Source organism: Methanothermobacter sp. KEPCO 2 (assembly GCF_041228365.1).
GTDB lineage: Archaea > Methanobacteriota > Methanobacteria > Methanobacteriales > Methanothermobacteraceae > Methanothermobacter > Methanothermobacter marburgensis.
In genome coordinates this window covers 1073628-1095340 of the sequence record NZ_CP166185.1, presented here as the reverse complement: position 1 = coordinate 1095340, position 21713 = coordinate 1073628, and the positions used below count along the sequence as shown (strand labels likewise).

Genomic DNA, 21713 nt, shown 5'->3' with positions numbered 1-21713 from the left:
TTTTTAATTATATAAGTTTAATGGGGTTAACCCAGGTAGTGGTCTGCCCTGTATGGCTCAGGACTTAGACCCTTCCTGGTCCTCACTTCCCTTATTATTGTGTGCTGCAGTTCATTTGGCAGTTTCTCGAATCCAGCGTTCTCTGTTGACCAGAGACATCTCCCCTCGGTGGCTGACCTGATATCACCTGCGAATCCGAACATCTCTGCCACAGGCACCACGGATTCAACGGTTACCATGTCACCCTCCTGGGTCATGTTGACGATCTGCCCGCGCCTGTTCTGTATTTCACGGGTTGCGCTTCCCATGTAGTCCTGGGGCACGTTGATGAACACCTTCTGTATGGGTTCAAGCACCGTGGGCTCGGCAGACATCATGGCACCGAATATACCCTTCCTTATGGCGGGTAAAACCTGGGCTGGACCCCTGTGGACTGCGTCCTCGTGGATCTTGGCGTCCATGAGCTTTATCTTAACACCCATAACCTTTTCCTTGGCGATGGGGCCGTTGTCCATTGCGCTCTCGAAACCATCAAGGAGGAGCTCCTTTATCTCGTCGAGGTACTGGATACCACGGGTCATGTTGATGAAGAGGTTCTTCTCATAGACGTCCCAGACCCTTCTGGCCTCTTCCTTGTCCATACCTGCCTCTATGAAGTCTTTCGCGGCTTCTTTACCCTTGACGCGGCCCTCTTTTATCTTACCTTCCTGTATCGCCTGCATCACTGATTCTTCGACGGGTTCAATTTCTATGTAGAATCTGTTGTGCTTGTTGGGTGATTTACCCTCAACCGGGCCTGCGGTTCCTGAAACCGTTTCCCTGTACACCACTATGGGCTCTGAGGTCTCTATCTCAACACCCTTCTCGTTTATCCTGTAGGCTATGATCTCAAGGTGGAGTTCACCCATACCTGATATGAGGTGCTCACCGGTCTCCTCGTTGATCTCAACCCTTACCGTTGGGTCCTCCTTACCAACCTGTCTGAGGACCTCTATGAGTTTTGGAAGGTCCTTGGTATTCTTGGCCTCAACCGCAACTGTAACCACAGGTTCTGATATGTGCTCGAGGCCCTCGAAGGCCTTTATCTTCCTTCCGGTGTCACAGATGGTTTCACCTGCAACAGCATTTTTGGCACCGGTTATTGCGACTATGTTACCTGCAGGAACCTTGTCGGTGTTGACCCTCTCGGGTCCCATGTAGACACCGACCTGCTGGACACGTGCCTTGCTGTGTGAACCAACAAGGAAGACCTCGCTTCCCTTCTCTATTGTACCACCGTAGACACGTCCGGTTGCAACTTCCCCTGCATGTTTGTCTATACTGACATCTGTAACCATAACCGCAAGGGGGCCGTCCGGGTCTGTTTTGAGCATGGCCTGTCCTTCCTCGCTTTCAAGGTCCCCTGACCATATGATGGGCACCCTGTATGCCTGGGACTTGGCAGGGCTTGGCAGATGCTCAACCACCATTCCCAGGAGCACCTGGTGGAGGGGCACCTTCTGGGCGAGTTCCTTCTGGTTGTCATCCGTACAGTACTGGTAGATGTCGTTGAAGTTTATACCTGTCTCCTGCATTATAGGGACGTTTATGGCCCAGTTGTGGTATGCTGAACCGAAGGCAACGCTTCCATCCTCCACACGGACCTGCCATTTTTCCCTGAATTCCTCAGGGGCCATGTTCTTGATGAGTTTGTTTGCGTTGGCAATGATCTTTATGAACCTCTCCTGGAGCTCACTGGCGTCCAGTTTGAGTTCATTTATGAGCCTGTCAACCTTGTTGATGAAGAGGACGGGTCTAACGTTTTCCTTGAGGGCCTGTCTGAGCACGGTTTCTGTCTGGGGCATTATACCCTCAACTGCGCATACGACAACAACGGCACCGTCCACAGCCCTCATAGCCCTTGTAACGTCACCACCGAAGTCCACGTGACCCGGGGTGTCTATGAGGTTGATGAGGTATTCTTCTCCGTCATAGGAGTGGACCATTGAAACGTTTGCAGCGTCAATGGTTATCCCCCTTGCCTGTTCCTGTTCGTCGAAGTCAAGGAAACGCTGATCCCCTGCCAGTTCGGCGGAGATCATCCCTGCACCAGCCAGGAGGTTGTCTGAGAGGGTTGTTTTACCATGGTCGATGTGCGCCACTATACCGATGTTACGGATGTATTCCGGCTGGTACATGAGCTCCTTAATCTTGCTAATCATTTTTGCACGTCTGCTCACTAAAACCACCTGTAAGTTTAATGTGCGGATCTGGCTATCCTTTCTTTCTCTTCCTTCTTCTGGATTGCAAAGCTTCTTGTGTCATACTCTGCGGCCAGCATTATTTCGTTTGCCAGGCACTCCTCTATGGATTTCTTGTTCTTGAATGCCGCCTGCATTGCGCCCTTGGTTATGAATCCGAGGGACAGGTCCACCCTTCTCTGTGGGGATATGTCAACTGCAACCTGGTAACCTATACCACCGTACTTGATCCTTGTGGTTTCCTCCCGTGGGGAGGTGTTTTCAACGGCCTTGACAAGGATCTGGACCGGGTTCTCCTTGGTCCTCCGGTTTATGATTTCAAAGGCCTCCTTCACTATCTTGTAGGCCTTGTTCTTTTTACCTGAGTTCCTCTCGGTCCTCATAACCTTGTTTATCAGTCTCTCAACTATTGAAACCTTTGACTTTGCAAACTGCCTCTTAACGTGTCTTCCCATTGTGTGGGGAACCAGGATACTGTCAAGGCATATGTACTTTGCAAGGCCCATATCCTCAACCTTGACTTCCTCCAGTTCCCATTTATCAAAAACTAAACTCATAAGGATTACCTCACAGGTTTTTCTATTTTCCCTTTAACCATTTCCTGCAGGGAAACATTGTTGACCTTTGTAACCTTCCACCTGACACCGGGAATATCACCCATGGACCTTCCTGATGGTCCACCAATACCCTCAACAACGACCTCATCGTGTTCATCGATAAAACCAATAGCGCCGTCTCCAGGTGCGAAGGCTGTGATCTGTTTACCGTTTTTGATTAACTGGACCCTCACACATTTCCTTATTGCTGAGTTTGGCTGTTTTGCCTCTATACCCACCTTCTCAATCACTATACCCCTTGCCTGGGGTGCGCCTTCAAGGGGGTCAGCCTTAACATCAAGGCGGAGTGATCTCCTCTTGTAGTGGGTGTCCTTCCATCTGAATTTCTGCCTCTTGCTTTTGAGTTTTTTTGCTGCGAATAATCCTGGCAAATAAGATTCCTCCTATAAGATTTATTTTATTATAATATTGCTTATGTTGTGCTGTCTTCTGGCCAGTAACCTGGCCCTCTCAATGTTCTGTCCGCCGCGTCCAATGGCGATTCTCTTATTCTTTGGATCGGTTTCCACTGTGGCTATCTTTTCACCGTTTTCCTTCTGAAGTATCCTGATGCTCCTTATCTTGGCGGGTGCCATGAGGTTCTTTATGAACTCCACGGGGTCACTGGAGTGTTCGATTACCTCAACACCCTTGTCGAGTGCCTTCTGAACCTTGGCCACTGTACTTCCCTTTTTACCAATGGCAAGGCCCATATCACCCTTTTTCACAAGGAAAGTTACCTTGCCGTTTTCGTCATCCACAATGCAGTCCTTCACCATTGCACCGGTCATGCTTTCAAAGAGTGCAATGTATCTTATCTCGTTTGTGGTAAATTTGATGGTCACAGCAACCTACCCCACCATTTCCAGTATTGTTGAATCACCTGGATCCTGGATTAAGAGCGCCCCCACTGTGAAGGGTTTACCGCAGACAGATCCCAGTTCAACGCTGGTGCCCTCATGGGTGTAAACCGGAATATCTGACAGCTCTGCGTAGTATTCTATGTCCTCTCTGAGGTCCTCTGGAATGTTACTGGCCATTACCACCAGCTTACCCTTACCCAGTTTGAGGCTCTGAATTGTCCTCTTTGATCCAAGGATAACATTACCAGTATCTACAGCGACTCGTATTCCTCTATCTATGTCCATCTACTGCCTCCTATTTTCTTTCTTTCATCACAACACTAACGGAACCTGTACCCAGAGGTATAGGCTGTCCTATAATAATGTTCTCTATGATACCAGTGAGGTGATCCACCTCTCCCCTGATACTTGCTCTCAGAAGGTGCTTACCTGTTTCCTCAAAAGAAGCTCTTGCAAGAACGCTTGCCTTTTCACCGCTTATACCATGCCTTCCAATGGATTTAACAGAACCATCAGCAGTCATCATATCTGCAACAAGCATTATGTGACGTATGTCCACTGTGAGACCCTGCTCCTCCATGGTTCTTTTTGCTTCGTGTATTATTGCGTTTCTCGCTGCTTCTATGCCCAGAACGGTTTCTATTTCGTGTATGTCGTTTGTTGTCGTCCGGACCTTATCTACACCCTCTTCTTTAAGAACAGCTCCAAGGTTTGAACCCTCTGTATGGATTACCCATTCATCATCCTCTTTACGGATAACCACCTTTCCTATGTTTTTAACCCCACTTATCTGGAGTTTCCTCACCTTATCAGCCAGTAACCTGAGCTCCCTTATGGTGGGTTTCTGGGGTTCAAATCTCAGTATGCTGTTATCTATTTCTACTTTCTTAAAAGTTTTTTCCACCTTTGCTATTATATCATCATATTCAAGGTGTTTTTCAAGGATCTTTTCCTCGTCCAGTTCTGCAACCACTGCCATATCTGCGTACTGGATGCTGAAGTTTTTGAGGACATCGTTGAGGGTGCTTTTACCTATCTTGTTGGCCTTTTTGCGCACAAATTCCTCATCATACCTGAGGTCACCCTCAAAGTAGATACTCATGGTTGGTGTGGATATCTTCTTTCTGGCATCCACGATTTCGATGAGCCTTGGGAGACCCAGGGTAACGTTGAGTTCCGCCACCCCTGCGTAGTGGAAGGTACGCATTGTCATCTGGGTACCCGGTTCACCGACTGACTGGGCTGCGACTGTCCCAACCGCCTCACCGGCCTCAACCTTTGCCCTCTCATAGGCCCTTCTGACCCTTCTTATAAGTTCATCCAGTTCATCGTCGCTGAGGTTGTGTTTCTTCATTGCATCGGCTATTTCCTCAATGAGTCCCGGCGGAAACTTTGCCCTCTTCCTTTTAACAAGTTCCTGGACCTTCAGGATGCGCTGGTATTCGTCCTCAACTGCGTCGAGAAGCTCGTCTCCTTCAATACCCTGGTTTCTCTCTGAGATCCTGCTGAAGAGTCTCACCATTTCATAAAGATCTGCTTCCTTCAGTTTTTCCTCCTCAGCGATCCTGGCAACATATTCCACCACAGGATCTGGAAGCAGGATCCCGTTCTTTGAGGAGTAATCCTCTATCTTAGTTATAATTTCCTGCACAGAATCACCTTACCCCTTTGATTTGAGCCTTATTTCCTCTACGAGTTTGTCGAGGTCCACGATCTTTCCGTAGTCGCTCTTGGCAGGGTCAACGCCGTCCTCACCGAATCTCGTCTGTATTATAACTCCCCTGTTGTCAACGACCTTTCCGTCCTCGTTGACTGTGAGGTCCTGGAGGGCGTTTACAAGACGCCTCTGCATGTAACCGCTCTGGGCTGTACGTATGGCTGTATCCACAAGTCCCTCTCTTCCCCCCATGGCGTGGAAGAAGAATTCTATGGGGTCGAGACCATCCTTGTAACTTGAGTGTACGAATCCGCGGGACTTGGCACCGAGTTCACCCCTCTTGAAGTGGGGAAGTGTCCTGTTGTCGTATCCCCTGCTTATTCGTCCACCCCTCACTGACTGCTGCCCCACACAGGCTGTTATCTGTGTTAGGTTGAGCATTGACCCCCTTGCACCGGTGAGTGCCATTATGACCGCGTGGTTTTCATCCATGTCAAAGTAACTCTCTGCTATCTCCCCTGATTTGTCCCTGGCCTCACCCAGAACCTGCATTATCTTCATCTCCAGGGTCTCCTCAAGGCTCCTGCCAGGGAGTGGTTCCAGTTCCCCGTTCTCGTAGGCCTCAATCAGCTGGTCAACCCTGGCCTCGGCGTTCCTCAGATGGGCCTCTATCCTTTCACGGGCCTCCTCAGGGATCTCCTCATCGTTGGTACTTGTGGTGAAGCCCGCATGCATTATACCTGCAATCGCAAGCTTTGTTGCGGAGTCAAGGAATTTTCTTGCCTCATCTGTGCCGTATTCCTTGACGATGTGGTCAAGTATCTTACCTGCGAATGCACCGTAGGCCTTCTCATCAATAACGCCTGATATGAGATTCCCGTTCTCTATGACAACATAGGCATCGTTTTCACAGTCCATCTCCAGGCATTCCTCACATTTTCTGCATATTTCGGCCCGGTAGACCATGTTGAGGTCATCAGGGAGGACCATGCTGAATATCTCCTTACCTGTCCAGTCACGACCCCTCCTGTCAGGTAGGGGCAGACCTGCCTTCTTGAGGATCTGGAAAACCTTATCCTCACTGAAAACAGCCCTCTTCCTTGTAAGGAGATAGGCACCTGATATGTGGTCGTGTATTCCTCCAATTATGGGACCACCGAACCTTGGGGAGAGTATATGTTCCTGCACGCGCATGAGTGTCTTGGCCTCTGCCCTTGACTCCTCGGTCTGGAATACGTGCATGTTCATCTCGTCCCCGTCGAAGTCCGCGTTATATGGGGGGCAGACGCAGAGGTTCAGACGGAAGGTCTTGTAGGGTAGGACGCGGACCTCATGGGCCATCATTGACATCCTGTGGAGTGATGGCTGACGGTTGAACAGGACTATGTCACCGTCCTTGAGGTGCCTTTCAACGATGTAACCTGGTTTGAGGTTCTCAAGGACAACGTCCTTGGTCTCGTTGTAGATCCTTATCTTGCGGCCGTCTGGTCTTATAACGTAGTTGGCTCCCGGGTGTACGTCGGGCCCGTTCTCTATGTACTCCCTCATGCGGTCTATGTTCCATTCTGTAACGTAGACCGGTACTGTGACCTCCCGGGCTATGATTTCAGGGACTCCCACCTCGTTGATGCTTATGTTGGGGTCCGGTGAGATGACGGTACGGGCAGAGAAGTTAACCCTCTTACCTGAGAGGTTGCTCCTGAACCGCCCCTCCTTACCCTTGAGCCTCTGGGCAAGGGTCTTGAGGGGTCTGCCAGAGCGGTGCCTTGCAGGAGGGACACCGGAGGCCTCGTTGTCGAAGTAGGTTGTCACGTGGTACTGTAGGAGTTCCCAGAGGTCCTCGACGATCAGCTGGGGGGCCCCTGCCTCCATGTTCTCCTTAAGGCGCTGGTTTATCCTGAGGATATCCACGAGTTTGTGGGTCAGATCGTCCTCTGACCTCTCACCGGTTTCAAGTGTTATTGATGGCCTCACAGTTACAGGTGGAACCGGGAGGACTGTGAGGACCATCCATTCTGGCCTTGCAACCTCAGGGTTGACTCCTAGGATTAATGCGTCGTCGTCGGTTATCCTCTCAAGCCTCTCCCTCACTTCGCTGGGTGTTAGCTTGTAGTCACCCTCAACGATGGAGACAGGTTTATCCAGTTTTATTTCCTCCTGTTCCTCCTCACAGTGGGGGCACTTCTCGCGTCTGGCCTCGGTGTATATCTCCTTTATTATGGGTGTGAGGCTCTCCTCCTTCTCCATCGCCTCAAGTATCCGCTGCCTGTACTCTTCAATCTCCACCTCTGTGAGCAGGACCCTGCTGCATTTCCTGCAGATTGACCTGAGGATCTTATGTATTGTATCCGCGAACCCCACGTGTATAACGGGTCTTGCCAGGTTTATGCTTCCAAAGTGCCCGGGGCACTCACCACCCTTGGCCCCGCATGTCCTGCACCTGAGGCTGGGGTCTATGACACCAAGCCTCGGGTCCATGAGCCCGTTCTCGATGGGGTACCCGTCCTCGTCATAGGTGTCAGGTGTCACGACCTGGGTAACGGACATCTTCCTTATATCCTCAGGGGACATGAGACCAAAATTTATCTGGGAAATTTTCTTTAAAATTCCGCTCAAGGTATTCTCTCCTTTGATTTATTCCCTCAAATCTGTAATCATGCCTTGTCTTCCAGTATGAGTTTTGGGAAGATGCATAGACTCTTAAGCTCATCAAGGAGTAATTTGAAGGCGTATGATATCTCCACAGGGAATGACTCTGAGTCCTCACATATTGGACAGTACTTCTTATCCCTTATCTTGTCGTAGATTGCTATCATACCGCACTCGGTACATACCAGTGCCTCGTATTTATCTGATTCATCAAGAAGCCTTTCCTTCAGGGCGAGCGCTGCTCCATGGGCAATCAGACAGTCTCTTTCCATTTCACCGAATCTGAGACCTCCTTCCCTGGCCCTTCCCTCGGTCGGCTGTCTTGTGAGGACCTGCACAGGACCCCTTGATCTTGCGTATACCTTGTCTGTTGTCATGTGGTGGAGTTTCTGGTAGTAGGCCACGCCTATGAATATTTCCGCCTCTATTCTTTCACCGGTTATTCCGTTGTAGAGTGATTCCACACCTGCACTTTCAAATCCATTGGCCCGGAGGGCCTTCTTTATGTCCCTCTCGTCCTCTCCGGTGAATGGTGTTCCGTCCACCCTGCGGCCCTCCATGCATGCGGCCTTACCTGCAAGCATCTCAAGGACCTGCCCAACTGACATCCTTGATGGTATGGCGTGGGGGTTTACTATGAGGTCGGGCACAACACCGTCCTCTGTGAAGGGCATGTCTTCCTGTGATACTATGAGGCCCACAACACCCTTCTGACCGTGCCTTGATGCGAATTTGTCACCGAGCTCTGGCTGTCTCTGTTCCCGCACCCTTATCTTGGCGAGTCTGCTGCCCTCAACGGTTTCTGTTAGGAGGACAGCATCAACTATTCCCTTCTCACCGTGTCGAACGGTTACTGAGGTTTCTCTTCTACGCTCCGCCACTGTTCCAAATTCATCAATTTCTTCAAGGAACCTTGGTGGTGATGTTTTACCTATGAGGACGTCACCTGATGATACAACTGCCTCGGGGTTTATTATGCCGTCCTCGTCAAGGTGTCTGTAGTCGCTTTCTGACCTGTAGCCCCTGACCCCCTTCTCAGGTATCTCGAAGCGGTCCTCCTGACCACCGGGGTATCTTCGCTCTGCGGCCTCGTAGGATCTGAAGAATGATGACCTTGCAAGTCCCCTCTCAAGGGATGCCTTGTTGAGTATCAGCGCGTCTTCCATGTTGTAGCCCTCATAGGACATTACGGCCACAACGAAGTTCTGACCTGATGGCCTCTCATCGTAGCCGGTCACATCTATTATCCTTGTCTTGACTATGGGGACCTGGGGGTGGTGGAGGAGGTGTGCACGCGTATCTGTCCTGAGGTCATAGTTGGATGCATAGAGACCAAGGGCCTGCTTGGTCATCCCTGCCTCCATGGTGTTCCTCGGTGATGAGTTGTGGTTTGCGAATGGAATGATACCTGCACATATCCCCAGCATGGTGGAGGGGTCTATCTCAAGGTGGGTGTGTTCATCTGTGAGGTCCTCTGGACTCATTGCTATGTAGGCGTTTTCCTCTTCCTCGGCATCCAGATACTCTATTATGCCCTCATTTATGAGGTCATCCCATTCCATTTCCCCTGATTCAAGTTTTTCAAGGTGCTCCTCCTTTAAAAGAGGTTCTCCGTCTTTCACAATAATCAGGGGTCTTCTGGCCCTTCCAGGGTCTGTGAATATGTATATCTCGCGGTTTTCAGGGTAATGGGTTATGTTCATCTCAGGGGAGACCTCTCCTGATCTCCTCTTATCCCTCATCTCCTGTACAAATTCTTCAGGGTTTTCACAGGTCCCTATAAGTTTCCCGTTAATGTAAATCTTGGTTTTACTCACTTAACAGCCTCCCGGTGGAAAAATTAGTTCAGAACCCCCATTTTTTTGATTACCTCCTCAACCTCCCTGGCATCTGAACCCTCGGATATCTTTGCAAGGAGGGCGAGGTTCTTGACAAGACCACAGTTTGGACCCTCGGGGGTCTCGTTGGGGCAGATCTTACCGAACTGTGTCGGGTGAAGGTCCCTTGCCTCGAAGTGTGGCTGGCTCCTGCTGAGGGGGGAGACAACCCTTCTCATGTGGGATAGTGTACCCATGTAACTTGTTCTGTCCAGGAGCTGGCTCACACCTGCCCTTCCACCAACCCAGTTACCTGTCGCTATGGCGTGTTTGAGGTTCTCTGTGAGGACGTCTGACCTCACAGCCTGCTTGACTGAGGGCTCCTTACCCCTTGCAAGGCTCCTCTCCAGCTGGTAGCTCATGTCCCTGCTGAGACTTGTGAAGGCCACCCTCAGGAGGTCCTCCATGAGGTCACCTGAAACCCTGAGCCTCTTGTTGGTGTAGTGGTCCTTATCGTGGGGCTTTCGCTCACCGGATATAACCTGGAGGAGCATTTCGGTCATCTCAGCCAGGTATATTGCCTTCTCCAGCCTCTTATCTGGTTCTGTTCCTATGTGGGGGAGAAGGTAGCGGTCTATGACATCCTCAGCCCTTTTTATCCGGTAGTCCTCGGTCATGCCCTTGGCGACCCGGTTACCGATGTATCTTATGGCGCTCCTTACAAGGTACTCCCTTCTCTCCTCCTCGTCAAGTTTCTCCATTTCATCCTTTTTGAGGTTCAGCTTGTCCAGTGAGACCTGTATGTCGTCGGCTGCGATCATCTGGTAGTTGAAGTCATCTGATATGCTTGTTATGATGTCCTGGTCGGTTGCAAGTCCAAGGGCCCTTAGCAGTATCACCAGCGGGAGTTCTCCTGGTACGTAGGGGAATGATATCCTGAGGAACACCCCGCTCTTCCTTGGCTTCCTGTATTCAAGGGATATCCTGGCCCTGAAACCACTTCTTATAGAGGTGACTATTGCCCTGGCCCTGTTTTCATCCTCTTCCCCTATCCTTTCAAGTATTATCTTGTTTGGGGCTATTTCCTCCATGGTGACGATTGATCTCTCTGAACCGTTGACGATGAAGTATCCGCCGGGGTCTGCAGGGTCCTCGCCCTTTTCAATGAGTTCATTTCTGCTGAGGCCATGCAGGTGGCATATCTCTGATTTCAGCATAACAGGCAGTTCACCGATGTAGACCTTTTCGAATTCTGTTTCTGGACCCCCCTCCTTTATGAGTCTCATCTCCAGGTTCATGTGGGCCGAGTAGGTTAAATTCCTGAGCCTGGCCTCTGTCGGGTATATCTTGCTCTTTGAGCCGTCCGCCTCCTTGATGAAGGGTTTTTCTATGCTTACCTTCCCTGTCTCCACACGGTACTTTCCCTGTTCCAGTTCTATGGGTTCGCTTGTGTCTATTATCTCCTGTATACGGTTACTCACGAAGTCATTGTAGGAATGTATGTGGTGGTCCACAAGGTCGTATTTATCAAAAAACGCGTCTACCAATCCCCATGCACTTTTTTTCATGGACTTCCTCCAAAACAAATTAGATGATTGAATTATGAGCTTACGGTTTTACCCGAAAAATTAGTCCTGCACGAGCCTATATGTAATGAATTCTTCGGCAGTTGGACTCTTACGGATTATTTTCACGATATCCCCCCTTTTAGCACCTATGGCCTTCACCACAGGGTCTGTTGTTTTTATTTTTGGAAGCTGTTCTGGATGGGCATCCAGTTCTTTCAGCACCCTTTTTGCTTCAGAATCATTTAAAACCACGTGTTCCGGAACCAGATGGTGTTTCAAGATTTCCCTCTTCACAATTTAGTCCTCCAGATAAAAAGTCACCGTAAAATTAGATAGCGGGCCCGACGGGAATTGAACCCGCGACCACTTGGTTAAAAGCCAAGCGCTCTGCCAGACTGAGCTACGGGCCCTGAAGGAACGCCCTGGCCGGGAATTGAACCCGAGTCGCGGGCTCGACAGGCCCGCATGATAGCCCCTACACCACCAGGGCAGGTCTTCAGAATGAGAGCATTACTGTGTTCTCTCGTTACCTGCTTATATACTTTACTATTGCTGTATGACATACATGTTATGAGTTCTATTTTTCTAGTATTTAAAGCTTTCACACTGTTGGTGAAGTCCCGCCTGCCGGACTTGAACCAGCAACCCTCGGATCTACAGTCCGATGCTCTGCCAATTGAGCTAAGGCGGGTTGATATACATCATTGGGGGTGATGTATATTTAAGCTTTTTGGATGGGACCACCCGGATTTGAACCGGGGTCTCAGGCTCCCAAAGCCCAAAGGATCGACCAAGCTACCCTATGGTCCCCTTAGGAAGCCCCGGACGGGAATTGAACCCGCGACCACGAGATTACAAGTCTCGCGCTCCACCAGACTGAGCTACCGAGGCATTTCCAATGTTAGTAACTACTCATTTATATAGTTTGTGGTTGATCTAGGGGGCACCATGGAGGGGAGGTTCAGCACCTCCCATTGGGGTTAGTGGGGTGCGGACTCCTCAAGCACCCTTACAGCAGGCAGATCCTCACCTGCGAGTAGACTTATGCTGGCACCTCCCCCACTGCTTATGTGACCTATCTTATCCTCAAAGCCCATTTTGGCGGCTGCAGCGGCAAGGTGACCCCCACCTATTATTGAGAAACCCTCAGATGAGGAGATGGCATTGAGTATATCCTCGGTGCCTATGCTGAAGTCAGGGTTTTCAAATACACCTGCAGGACCATTTGCAAACAGGGTCCTGGCCTCACGTATCCTCTCAGCATAAAGTTTTATCGTCTCCATACCTATATCCTGTATGGGGTGGTTGGGTATCTTTTTCACGGGTACATCCACCCTTTTTCCATCCCGGCTGATTGCAACATCAATGGGAACCAGTATTTTCTCAGGGAACCTCTTTTTCAGCTTCTTCGCAACCTTTATGAAGTCACAGTAGCCCCTGTTTTTGATGAAATCCATGTTCACCTTCCCGATTTTAACACCACAGCCTGCAAGGAATATGTTGGCAACAAGGCCCGTTGTGAGTACAAGGTCTGCGCTGCCATTCTCAAGGACGTTCTTCATGACCATTATGGAGTCATCCACCTTCACACCACCCAGTACATAGACACAGGGCCTTTCAACGTTTTCAAGGGCACTCCTGAGTGTTCTGAGTTCACGCTCCATGACCCTGCCAGCCGCTGAGGGTACCCGCAGGGCAAAGCCCACCAGTGATGGCTGGGATCTGTGGGCAGCTGCAAAGGCGTCGTTGATGAAGTAATCAATGAGGGGTGTGAGTTTCCTCACAAGGTGTGTCTCTGCCTGTTCCTCAGGTTCCCTCTTAAGCACCTCCTCTGAGTAGAACCTCACATTCTCGAGGAGGAGTATCTCGCCGTTCCTGAGCTCTCTGATATTCTCCCTTGCGGCGGATCCGAATATGTCCTCCACGTACCTGACAGGCCTTCCAAGTATCTCTGAGAGTTTATGGGAGTGCTGTTCAAGGGTTGTGAAGTCTTTCTTTCCTGGTCTGCTCTGGTGGGCCATTATGACTGTCCTGGCACCTCTATCTGAAAGCTCCCTTATGGTTTCTGCATGGAGCCTCATCCTTGTATCATCGAGTATTGCGCCGCTCTGGGGATCCACCGGCGAGTTTATGTCAACACGCACAAGCACAGTTTTCCCCTCAACCTCAAGGTCATCCATGGTTCTGAATTTGAAGGACACGGGATCACCGTCACACTTTGCTTACAAGGTCCCGGAGTGCGTCCCTTGGGCTTTCTGCGAGTATGATGCCCGAGGCAAGAAGAACACCCTCGGCCCCAAGGTCGAGGGCAGCCCTCATATCCTCACCGGTGGATATTCCAGCACCACAGAGGACGCTGACATCAGGGTTTATATCCTGCACCGCACTGACGCTTCCTGTTATAACCTCTGGTTCTGCCTTTGAAACAGGTATGCCTGACCCTATGAGTTCAGGGGGTTCAACAGCCACGAAATCTGGTTTAAGTGCTGCTGCGGCCGCTGTGGTGCTCACATTGTTGGTGCATACGACTGAGGTCATGTTAAGTTTCCTTGTCCTTGATATGACATTTTCAATGTCTGCAAGCTTCATCCTCTTCTCTGAGTGGTTTATGAGGGTACCCGCCGCCCCTGCCTCCAGGGCACATTCTGCAAGGACGCCTCCTGTGTGCCCTCCGGCCTCTATGGGGTCGATGTGCTGGGCCAGTACAGGTATATCCACGGCCTCAGCCACCGGCTGGAGGTCCATGTGCTGGGGCGCCACTGCGATGTTAACGCCTGTTTCATCTGCAACCTCCTGACAGGCACCTGCAAGTTCAAGGGCTCTTTTACCTGTGGACTCAGTGTAGGTCTTAAAATTCAGTATGACGATAGGTGTTTCCATCAACTCCAAATCCTCCGGCATGATTCTGATGTTTCATAGGTATGGTTGATGTGTTATAAAAATATGCCATTCTTGATTGTTTGCTGGGAACTTCTGTTATGGAATGAAAGAGCAGGGTAAAGCATATAATGAATTTTTTCAGGTTTTCAGAGAAATTGTTGCTGAGAATAAAAGAGGCATGGTGTATAATTTGGTTAGAAGATTGTTGGTGGGAATAAAAAAAGGTAGTAAACATTATACTACATGTTGTAGGTTTTCACAACAGTCGTTGCGCGCCCACAGGTTGCAGTATAATGTTTACTTCCATAACGTTTGGTTACCAGTGACGGTTCAAAGCTTGTCCACCTTCCCTCAGAGTATACGTGCAACCATCTGTGTCTTGATGATGCAGATGTGGCTCCCTGGACTACCTTCACCTTGTAGCCGTTTGCAGCAAGTTTCTTTGCTGACCAGTCAGATAGTCCCCAGCAGTCTCCGTATCCTGTCCTTTCAACACCCTCAGCGGTGTGAGGACCTCCAGATCGATGGTTGAAGTTTCTGTTGATGTATGATGCAAGTTTTTCAAGTCCCTCATCGCCCTGGAGATCATCCAGATCTTCGGAACTCGCCGCCCTTGTGTATGCCCTCTTTGTTGTTGTGGTGTAGGTTGCCTTTGTACGGTACCTCTTGTGACTTGTGGTTTTATAGGTAGCCCTTGTCCTGTACTTTTTCCTTGTTGTTGTGGTGTAGGTTGCCTTTGTCCTGTACTTCTTCTTTATCTTTTTCTTTGATTTGGCGTAGACCTTACTGTATTTACTGTACTTTGAGGCCGCATCAACCTTTGGGGTGGATGCTGATTTTGTCTTTATCTTTTCGCCACCGGATTCCAGAAATTCCATCTGTCCAAATGGTATGGTACTCACTGCTACTGCAAGTGCAAGTAGAGCGAGATAACGCGAGTGTCTCTTAATTTTACCGCCTCCGATAATGGCAGGCTATACCCGCCGGACCTTACCATGGACCTTAATCACATCAAGCATATATATAAACTTTTGTTTCCCGAATAAGACAAAAAGGCTTATATATGGCTTATTTCTGGATTTGGGAGCATCTGGTAAAGAATTGATTGCGGGTCTCCAATTCTTTTCTTAAATGTTTTATTTCATCCAAAAAGGAATTCTGATGGCTTAAAAATGATTGAATGGCTTTTAAATCTGTTCAATAATTTTAGAGGGAATATGCTTCTTTTAAACCATTCAGTACTCTTAAAACGGCTTAAAAAGGCGTATATGTATGAATGGAATTTTAAGATACTGTTAAAGATCACAGATATTTAATATTGATGTGGGCACAAGTATTAAGTTATGAAGCATTTTTCTATCAGTTCATGTGACCCACATCCAGGATCAATCTTATAATATATATTACATAAATCACAACGAAAATTAACATTGTACCAGCAAGGATCGTTTGAGATGGGTTGGCAATGTATGCGGAAAAATCTCAGAGAAGAATGGAAAAAATGGGATACCGTTTTGTAGGTGAGAACAGGCATTCAGCAGTTAAAACCTGCCTCTGGACAAAGAAAAGCATAATCAATGAGGGGGTCTGCTACAAGGAGAAGTTCTATGGTATCAGAAGTCACAGATGCCTTCAGATGTCTCCCAGTGTACCTTTCTGCCAGCAAAAATGTCTTTTCTGCTGGAGGGACCTCTCTTCAACAGAAACGGCATGGAATGGCCCCCATGATGAGCCGGCAGATATAATTGAGGGGGCGATTGAGGCCCAGAGGAAACTTCTCTGCGGTTACTTTGGCAATGAAAGGGCAGATAAGATAAAGGTCCTTGAGGCGCAGGATCCCACGAACGCTGCAATATCCCTTGCAGGCGAACCCCTCCTCTACCCTGACATGGATGGGCTCCTTGCAGAGTTCCATAAGAGGAACTTCACAACGTTCCTTGTGACAAACGGCCTTGCATCCAGCAATCTTGAGGCACTCTCTGTTGAGCCAACACAGCTCTACATATCACTTGACGCCCCTGACAGGGAAACCTATGAGAAACTCTGCAGACCCCAGATCCCTGACGCATGGGATCTTCTCAACAGATCCATTGAGATCATGCCATCCTTTAACTGCAGGAAGGTTCTGCGTATAACAGCTGTCAGGGACATCAACATGAAGAAACCTGAAATGTTCGCCAGGATGATAGAAAGGGCCCAGCCAGATTTTGTTGAGGTCAAGGCCTACATGTATATCGGGTACTCAAGGAAAAGACTTGAAATTGACAACATGCCCCTCTTCTATGAGGTTCATGAATTTGCAGATAGCATTGCAGAGAGCTGTGGAATGGAGATCGTTGATGAGTCAAGGGAGAGCAGGGTTGTTCTCCTGGCATAGTTGTTTTTTTGTTATGTGGCTTATATGGCGCTTATAATGTAAGAGCTTTTTTTGTTTTTTGCTTTGTTTGGCACTCATCATGTAGAAATTTTGTTTCCGTGGCCACAGATTAATACATATAAATATCTCCTCATGTATTAATTAATAAATGGAGGTATTGTTATGAGGCGACTTATCATTGCGCTTTTGGTTGCATTCATGGTAACCGCACCGGTGTTCGCGGTCTCAGGGTTCTCTGTGACACTCGGGGAGGCAACAGACAGCAACCCCTCATACCGGAACGCGGTGATGGACTACTTCAAGTCAAAGACAGATAAGGATATCAATAGCGCAAATATAAAGATTGTAACAGCATCTGAGGTAAATGAGGTCTCCAGGGGAGTTACGGGTCGTGTATATTCGCCATCACAGATACTCTCCTGTGCCATGGTTGACCTCTCATACTCAGATGGAATCAAGGTCTCTGTGGATACCGGTAAGATAAGGGTTGTGACCCCTGAGATGTATGCCAGTGCCCTCCGGTCATCTGGTATTGACCGCGGCTACGTTGTTGTAACATCTCCGGTACCTGCCTCAGGGGAGGCAGCCCTTGCGGGTGTCCTGAAGTCATATGAGGTGGCTGTGGGTGAGGAGATACCTGAGGAGGCCAAGAAGGCATCTGTTGAGGAGATCTACCTACAAAGCAGGCTTGTGAACGAGACCAATGCAACCGGCGATGAGGTGGCACAGCTCTTTGATGAGGTCAAGAACAGGACACAGGATCAGAACCTTCAGAACCCTGATGATATAAAGAATATTGTCGTTGATGTTTCACAGCAGATGAATATCAACCTAACAGAAAATCAGGTTCAGCAGGTTGCAGATTCGGTTTCAGCATCCCAGAGGGCCCAGGGAAACCTCACAGAATTTAAACAGAGGCTTGAAAGTGTAAGTCAGCAGTTTGGAGGCTCAGGGATCCTTGATCAGATCTACGCATTTCTCCAGAGCATCTATGACTACATTGTGGGGATGACGTCCCCATAGCTCTTTTTTTGTTCATGGCTCAGTGATCAAGGGGACGGCATTCTTTCAGTTACTTTTTCTGGCCATGGCCCGGTGATCCATTAATTCATGACAAATTAGAGAATGATATATATTATAGGTTAATACAATATCCATATCATGTTTATAGCTCAGAATAACCTTCAGTTCATACTTGAAGTTGCAGTGATAATCCACGTTGGCATAATACTCCTCTTCAATGTGGTTGCAGTACCTTTGAGTCTTGTGATGTTCCTTGGAACGGTAATAACGGTTATACTGGCTCTAATATTCTCATTTGATGCCGCCTTTCTTCTCCTGCCATTCCTCTCACACCATGAGTTCACACACCCCTTTGGCCCATTTGCGGTTCTATTCTGGGTTACAATGGTGGCATCATCAAATCTCCTCACAGAGGCGGGTATAAGGTCTACATCGGTTAAGAAACTCTCCCTACTCCTATTCTTCATAATAGCAATTGCAGGGGGACTCATGCACCGCTCCTTCCTGGTTTTATGGCTCCTTGGCTGGGCGTTCGGGTACTTGCTCATGTCAAAGAGTTTCAGGAGAAGCACAAGGATAACCAAAAAATCGGTTCTATCATTTGTTCTTGCAGGTGCAGGAGCATTTGCACTGATGGAGTTCCTATCAAGGGTTCTCCATAAAAGCGTTCTAAGCCCCATGCTCAGGATCACAAGGCTCGAGGAGAACACCATCCCAAGCCTTTCGCTGGTGCTTAAGAATACCACATTCTGGGGCCATGTTCAGGGGTCATGCTACTGGAAATCAGCCTGCCTTGGTGGCGCCGATGGTTACATCACACTTCCAGTTACCATGATACAGAACTTAGGGCTCCCATACCACATATTCTATGGGGTTCTGGTTGTAAAGAAGGACTACATAGACTACATGCTGCCAGGGATATTTGCGGTGGCCTTTGATGCAGGGTTCTTTGGCCTGCTTTTCCTGCTTGCTTGGGTCATGATAGTCACTTTCTCTGGTCTCAGGGTTCTTAAAAAATACCAGGAGCAGAGGCTCAATGGGAGCAGAATGTACCTGGGAAGGGAGGCCCTTCTCATAGGTTCACTCGCAGCGTTTCTCTCACAGAGCCTGGTGGGCCTTTTCATATTCAACAGGTCCTTTAACTCATCGGCCCTGCTCACCTATATAATAATATCAGCCCTTGTAATGGCACATACAGTCACTGTGAAGAGGACAATTCAGTGATGTTTGCGATGACATGGTTTTTTCTGATCATTCAAGTCCAATGGGGCTGTGAAGAGGACCATTCAGTGGTGTTTACTGATTTCCACTCTGAGAAGACTGCCGGGGCATGCCTCAATACATGCCGGAATCAGAACGTCAGCATCAAGGCACAGGACGCACTTGTCTGCCACCAGATCTTCAAATATTATGCATCCTTCAGGACAGGCCTCAAGGCAGAGCCTGCAGCCAACACACCTTTCAGGGTCAATGACAGGAATCTTATTTATTATCTTAAAGGCGCCAACCCTGCAGGCCCTTAAACAGGGGGCGTCGCTGCACTGTCTGCAGAACACAGGTTTTTCTGCGTACTTCATTTTTTTCTTGCCATGAACCTGCTGGCAGGCCCTGACACAGAGGCCACAGCCTGAGCACATCAGCTCATTTTTAATTACTATTCCGCCCATGGGATTCACCTGATGATTGTGGGCTCCTTTACCGGCTCACGTGGTTTCCAGTTCTTTTTCCTCAGTATCTCCAGTATATCATCTTTATGCTTGTAGGGGATCTCCCTCTCATTCCTTACGAAGAGGTCAATATCTGCGGGTAGATCGCCGTAATATTTCAGGTGGAGGTCAACGTAGTTGCTGAGCTTCACCATTCGCCCTCGGGGTGTGTCGTTGGGTCTTATGCACATCTTTGAAGCCATAACCAGGCATTCGTTGATACTCTCTGCCGCGTAGGTCAGGTGGGGTGGGGCCGGTTCAGAGGTGACCATGCTGTCATCAGATTTATCCCTTATCACCCTTGGGCTGGATTCACCCAGGTAAAGCCTGCGATACTTTGATGCGTGGGGCCCAAGAACTGCAGGTATACCCCACCTGTTTGCACCTGTGACTATTGCAAATGCCTTCTGTGACATGGCACCCCATCCTATCACACAGACACCTATCCTGTTGAGTATGTAATCTGCTATTTCAACGGTGTTTCCCTTCATGGGCACCCTTGCGAATATATTGGCTATCTTTATGGCGCTTCCAATTGCATGGGAGTTCCCGACACATGGGCCGAGGTTGAGAAGTCCTCCCCTATCGAAGTCTCCAGGGTATTTTTCATAGAGTGTTTTGCCCTCATCATCATGTGTGAGGGCTATATCCATGGCTGCACATCCTGCTGCAAGGACTATATAGCCCCTCTTAAGAAACTCCTCAGCGATTATCTGCACATCCCTTTCACCTGAGGGGTAGTTGGAGCATCCTGCAAGTGATATGACGCCGGGTATATCACCGAACACTATCGGGGCACCCACCCTCCTTATCTCTATATCCTGGACCGGCCCCCTGCCTGCCCTTATGAGGAATCTTTCAGGGGTTTCTCCACGTGATTCTCTTATGATATCCAGGATTGGCACTCCCACCGGGCATACCTCCATGCACCGGCCGCAGCCACTGCAGCTTTCATAGAGGGTCCCTATGGCGCGGAGGTCACCGTTCTTTGCATCATCTATTGCCTCCATGATGGGCAGCATTGCCGGACAGACACGGTTGCATTCTCCACAGAGTTCACAGTATCCCAGCACAGAATTCAGGTCAAGATCTTCCTGTTTTTCGGGTTTCCTGGATGGCGTGCAGTTTGAATCACAGGGTGAGCACCTCACACAGTTCACCCTGAAACGGTCTGATGTTTCGGGGTCCCTGCCACGGGTAAGCTGAAGTGCAAGGTTCACAGCGACCATGGCAACCTTTTTTTCATCCTTTATAAGAACCCCTGGTATTTTTTCCTGCAGTATCCGGTTTATTATCCTGTAGGGGTTCTCCTCACTCATATCCTCAAGGCCCATACTGCACTTGTCACTTGTTGCGATCACAACCATCCCCATTTCACCGCACACCTCATATACATCTGACCGTATGCACTGTTCATCCAGTACAACCACATCTGGGATACCTGATCTGAGGAAGGTGAGCTGCCTTGATATGGGCCCAACTATCTTTGATGATTTTGAGTACCTTCCCATCTCCATGGCTGTGCAGCAGAGGCCACAGATCTCGATTTCCTCCTCAGCACCGATATCCTCTGCGTAGTCTATTATCTCAGCTGAGGGCGCTATGTTGTGTCCTATGCAGAGTATGACAGGTTTTGTGCTGTCTATAACGTCCATTCCAATTTCCAGCATGTGTGTATCTGCTTTGCCTGTGGGGAGTCCATACTGGTTTATCTGTGCTATCTCGGCCAGTTCAAGCGCCATGGTATCTAACATGCCGGCATGGAGGGCCTTTGACTCGAAATCGGTTACTTCAGTCTCCTGCCCGGTATGAACTGAGGCCATGAGATTTGTGAGCTCCCGTTCTATGTATGTCATTATCCTGTCGAGGTCCTCTGGTGTTTCAGGTTCCACACCGGTTACTGTGGTGGATATTGGTGTCTTTATGTCTATTGAACTATCATAATGGAGTTCTGATGTGGGCTTTTTCTCGATAAGGGTGTCCACAAGGTGCCTTGCATGGGCTGCATGGGCCGATGCACCTATAACTGCAGTTGATAGGGCCTCCCTTGCCTGCTGTTTCTCGAGGTTTATACCGCAGGCACCCTTCTTACCCAGAAGGTCACATTTGCCGTAGGTGCACATGCAGCATAGGTCACAGAGGGGCGCATAGAATGGCTTGAAATGGGATAGGAGATTGAGGTCCCATTTTCTAAGCTCATCGTAGTCCACAGATACCCTCTTGCCATAGTATGACTTTCTTTTGAGGTACTCGTCAATTTCACCGAATTCAAGGTGAAATCCCTTAACATTTATTATATCCTTTGATGCTCTGGGCATGCTGTCACCATATGCCATC

18 protein-coding genes and 5 tRNA genes are annotated in these 21713 nt (G+C 49.0%); 3 read left to right on the top strand and 20 right to left on the bottom strand.

Going from position 1 to position 21713, the window contains the following annotated elements:
• Window positions 1-26: 26 nt before the first annotated feature.
• The 18 genes from AB9H23_RS05790 to AB9H23_RS05705 all read right to left on the bottom strand — a co-directional run bounded on the left by AB9H23_RS05790 (window position 27) and on the right by AB9H23_RS05705 (window position 15148).
• Entirely contained in the window at window positions 27-2219 is a 2193-nt protein-coding gene (locus tag AB9H23_RS05790) for an elongation factor EF-2 (protein WP_147671539.1), read from the bottom strand.
• A gap of 17 nt (window positions 2220-2236) precedes the next feature.
• Window positions 2237-2797, bottom strand: coding sequence for a 30S ribosomal protein S7 (rpsG, locus tag AB9H23_RS05785; protein ID WP_013296237.1), 561 nt, complete (start codon window positions 2795-2797; stop codon window positions 2237-2239).
• Window positions 2798-2802: 5 nt separating this feature from the next.
• Window positions 2803-3228 carry a 30S ribosomal protein S12 gene (locus tag AB9H23_RS05780; RefSeq protein ID WP_013296236.1) on the bottom strand — a complete coding sequence of 142 codons (426 nt, stop codon included), beginning with the start codon at window positions 3226-3228 and terminating at the stop codon, window positions 2803-2805.
• Window positions 3229-3249: 21 nt separating this feature from the next.
• Complete coding sequence (locus AB9H23_RS05775; protein ID WP_013296235.1) at window positions 3250-3681, bottom strand: NusA-like transcription termination signal-binding factor; 432 nt, start codon at window positions 3679-3681, stop codon at window positions 3250-3252.
• A 6-nt stretch (window positions 3682-3687) separates the two neighbouring features.
• Complete coding sequence (locus AB9H23_RS05770) at window positions 3688-3984, bottom strand: 50S ribosomal protein L30e (protein WP_321211033.1); 297 nt, start codon at window positions 3982-3984, stop codon at window positions 3688-3690.
• Window positions 3985-3994: 10 nt separating this feature from the next.
• The gene (gene rpoA2 / locus AB9H23_RS05765; RefSeq protein WP_370005958.1) at window positions 3995-5221 is read right to left on the bottom strand and encodes a DNA-directed RNA polymerase subunit A''; all 1227 of its coding nucleotides are present in this window, start codon (window positions 5219-5221) and stop codon (window positions 3995-3997) included.
• Between the two features lie 138 nt (window positions 5222-5359).
• Window positions 5360-7972 carry a DNA-directed RNA polymerase subunit A' gene (gene rpoA1 / locus AB9H23_RS05760; RefSeq protein ID WP_370004476.1) on the bottom strand — a complete coding sequence of 871 codons (2613 nt, stop codon included), beginning with the start codon at window positions 7970-7972 and terminating at the stop codon, window positions 5360-5362.
• 38 nt (window positions 7973-8010) lie between these two features.
• Entirely contained in the window at window positions 8011-9822 is a 1812-nt protein-coding gene (rpoB, locus tag AB9H23_RS05755; protein ID WP_370004475.1) for a DNA-directed RNA polymerase subunit B, read from the bottom strand.
• 23 nt (window positions 9823-9845) lie between these two features.
• Window positions 9846-11390: a DNA-directed RNA polymerase subunit B'' gene (locus tag AB9H23_RS05750; RefSeq protein ID WP_370004474.1), complete on the bottom strand. Its 1545-nt coding sequence runs from the start codon at window positions 11388-11390 to the stop codon at window positions 9846-9848.
• Window positions 11391-11450: 60 nt separating this feature from the next.
• Window positions 11451-11684 carry a DNA-directed RNA polymerase subunit H gene (locus AB9H23_RS05745; protein ID WP_013296229.1) on the bottom strand — a complete coding sequence of 78 codons (234 nt, stop codon included), beginning with the start codon at window positions 11682-11684 and terminating at the stop codon, window positions 11451-11453.
• 42 nt (window positions 11685-11726) lie between these two features.
• A tRNA-Lys gene (locus AB9H23_RS05740) sits at window positions 11727-11800 on the bottom strand.
• Between the two features lie 8 nt (window positions 11801-11808).
• A tRNA-Asp gene (locus AB9H23_RS05735) sits at window positions 11809-11880 on the bottom strand.
• Window positions 11881-12008: 128 nt separating this feature from the next.
• Window positions 12009-12081: transfer RNA gene (locus AB9H23_RS05730), tRNA-Tyr, on the bottom strand.
• A gap of 44 nt (window positions 12082-12125) precedes the next feature.
• A tRNA-Pro gene (locus AB9H23_RS05725) sits at window positions 12126-12200 on the bottom strand.
• Between the two features lie 7 nt (window positions 12201-12207).
• Window positions 12208-12281 (bottom strand) — tRNA-Thr (locus AB9H23_RS05720).
• 89 nt (window positions 12282-12370) lie between these two features.
• Window positions 12371-13591 (bottom strand): phosphoglycerate kinase, encoded by a 1221-nt coding sequence (locus AB9H23_RS05715; RefSeq protein WP_321211028.1) that lies wholly within the window; start codon window positions 13589-13591, stop codon window positions 12371-12373.
• 10 nt (window positions 13592-13601) lie between these two features.
• On the bottom strand, window positions 13602-14270 hold the full coding sequence (gene tpiA / locus AB9H23_RS05710) for a triose-phosphate isomerase (protein WP_321212167.1): 669 nt from the start codon (window positions 14268-14270) through the stop codon (window positions 13602-13604).
• Between the two features lie 239 nt (window positions 14271-14509).
• The gene (locus AB9H23_RS05705) at window positions 14510-15148 is read right to left on the bottom strand and encodes a transglutaminase domain-containing protein (protein WP_147671553.1); all 639 of its coding nucleotides are present in this window, start codon (window positions 15146-15148) and stop codon (window positions 14510-14512) included.
• A 587-nt stretch (window positions 15149-15735) separates the two neighbouring features.
• Here AB9H23_RS05705 and twy1 point away from each other — a divergent pair.
• The 3 genes from twy1 (at window position 15736) to AB9H23_RS05690 (ending at window position 18894) form a co-directional block, all read left to right on the top strand.
• Window positions 15736-16647 (top strand): 4-demethylwyosine synthase TYW1, encoded by a 912-nt coding sequence (twy1, locus tag AB9H23_RS05700; protein ID WP_370004473.1) that lies wholly within the window; start codon window positions 15736-15738, stop codon window positions 16645-16647.
• Window positions 16648-16809: 162 nt separating this feature from the next.
• Window positions 16810-17670 (top strand): DUF1002 domain-containing protein, encoded by an 861-nt coding sequence (locus AB9H23_RS05695; RefSeq protein ID WP_370004472.1) that lies wholly within the window; start codon window positions 16810-16812, stop codon window positions 17668-17670.
• 138 nt (window positions 17671-17808) lie between these two features.
• Window positions 17809-18894, top strand: a complete 1086-nt coding sequence (locus tag AB9H23_RS05690; RefSeq protein WP_370004471.1) for a hypothetical protein — start codon at window positions 17809-17811, stop codon at window positions 18892-18894.
• 62 nt (window positions 18895-18956) lie between these two features.
• Here the strand turns inward: AB9H23_RS05690 and AB9H23_RS05685 are convergent, their stop codons facing one another.
• Both AB9H23_RS05685 and cdhA read right to left on the bottom strand, forming a co-directional pair.
• Entirely contained in the window at window positions 18957-19337 is a 381-nt protein-coding gene (locus tag AB9H23_RS05685; RefSeq protein ID WP_370004470.1) for a 4Fe-4S dicluster domain-containing protein, read from the bottom strand.
• A 5-nt stretch (window positions 19338-19342) separates the two neighbouring features.
• Window positions 19343-21694, bottom strand: a complete 2352-nt coding sequence (gene cdhA / locus AB9H23_RS05680; protein ID WP_370004469.1) for a CO dehydrogenase/acetyl-CoA synthase complex subunit alpha — start codon at window positions 21692-21694, stop codon at window positions 19343-19345.
• Window positions 21695-21713: the final 19 nt, after the last annotated feature.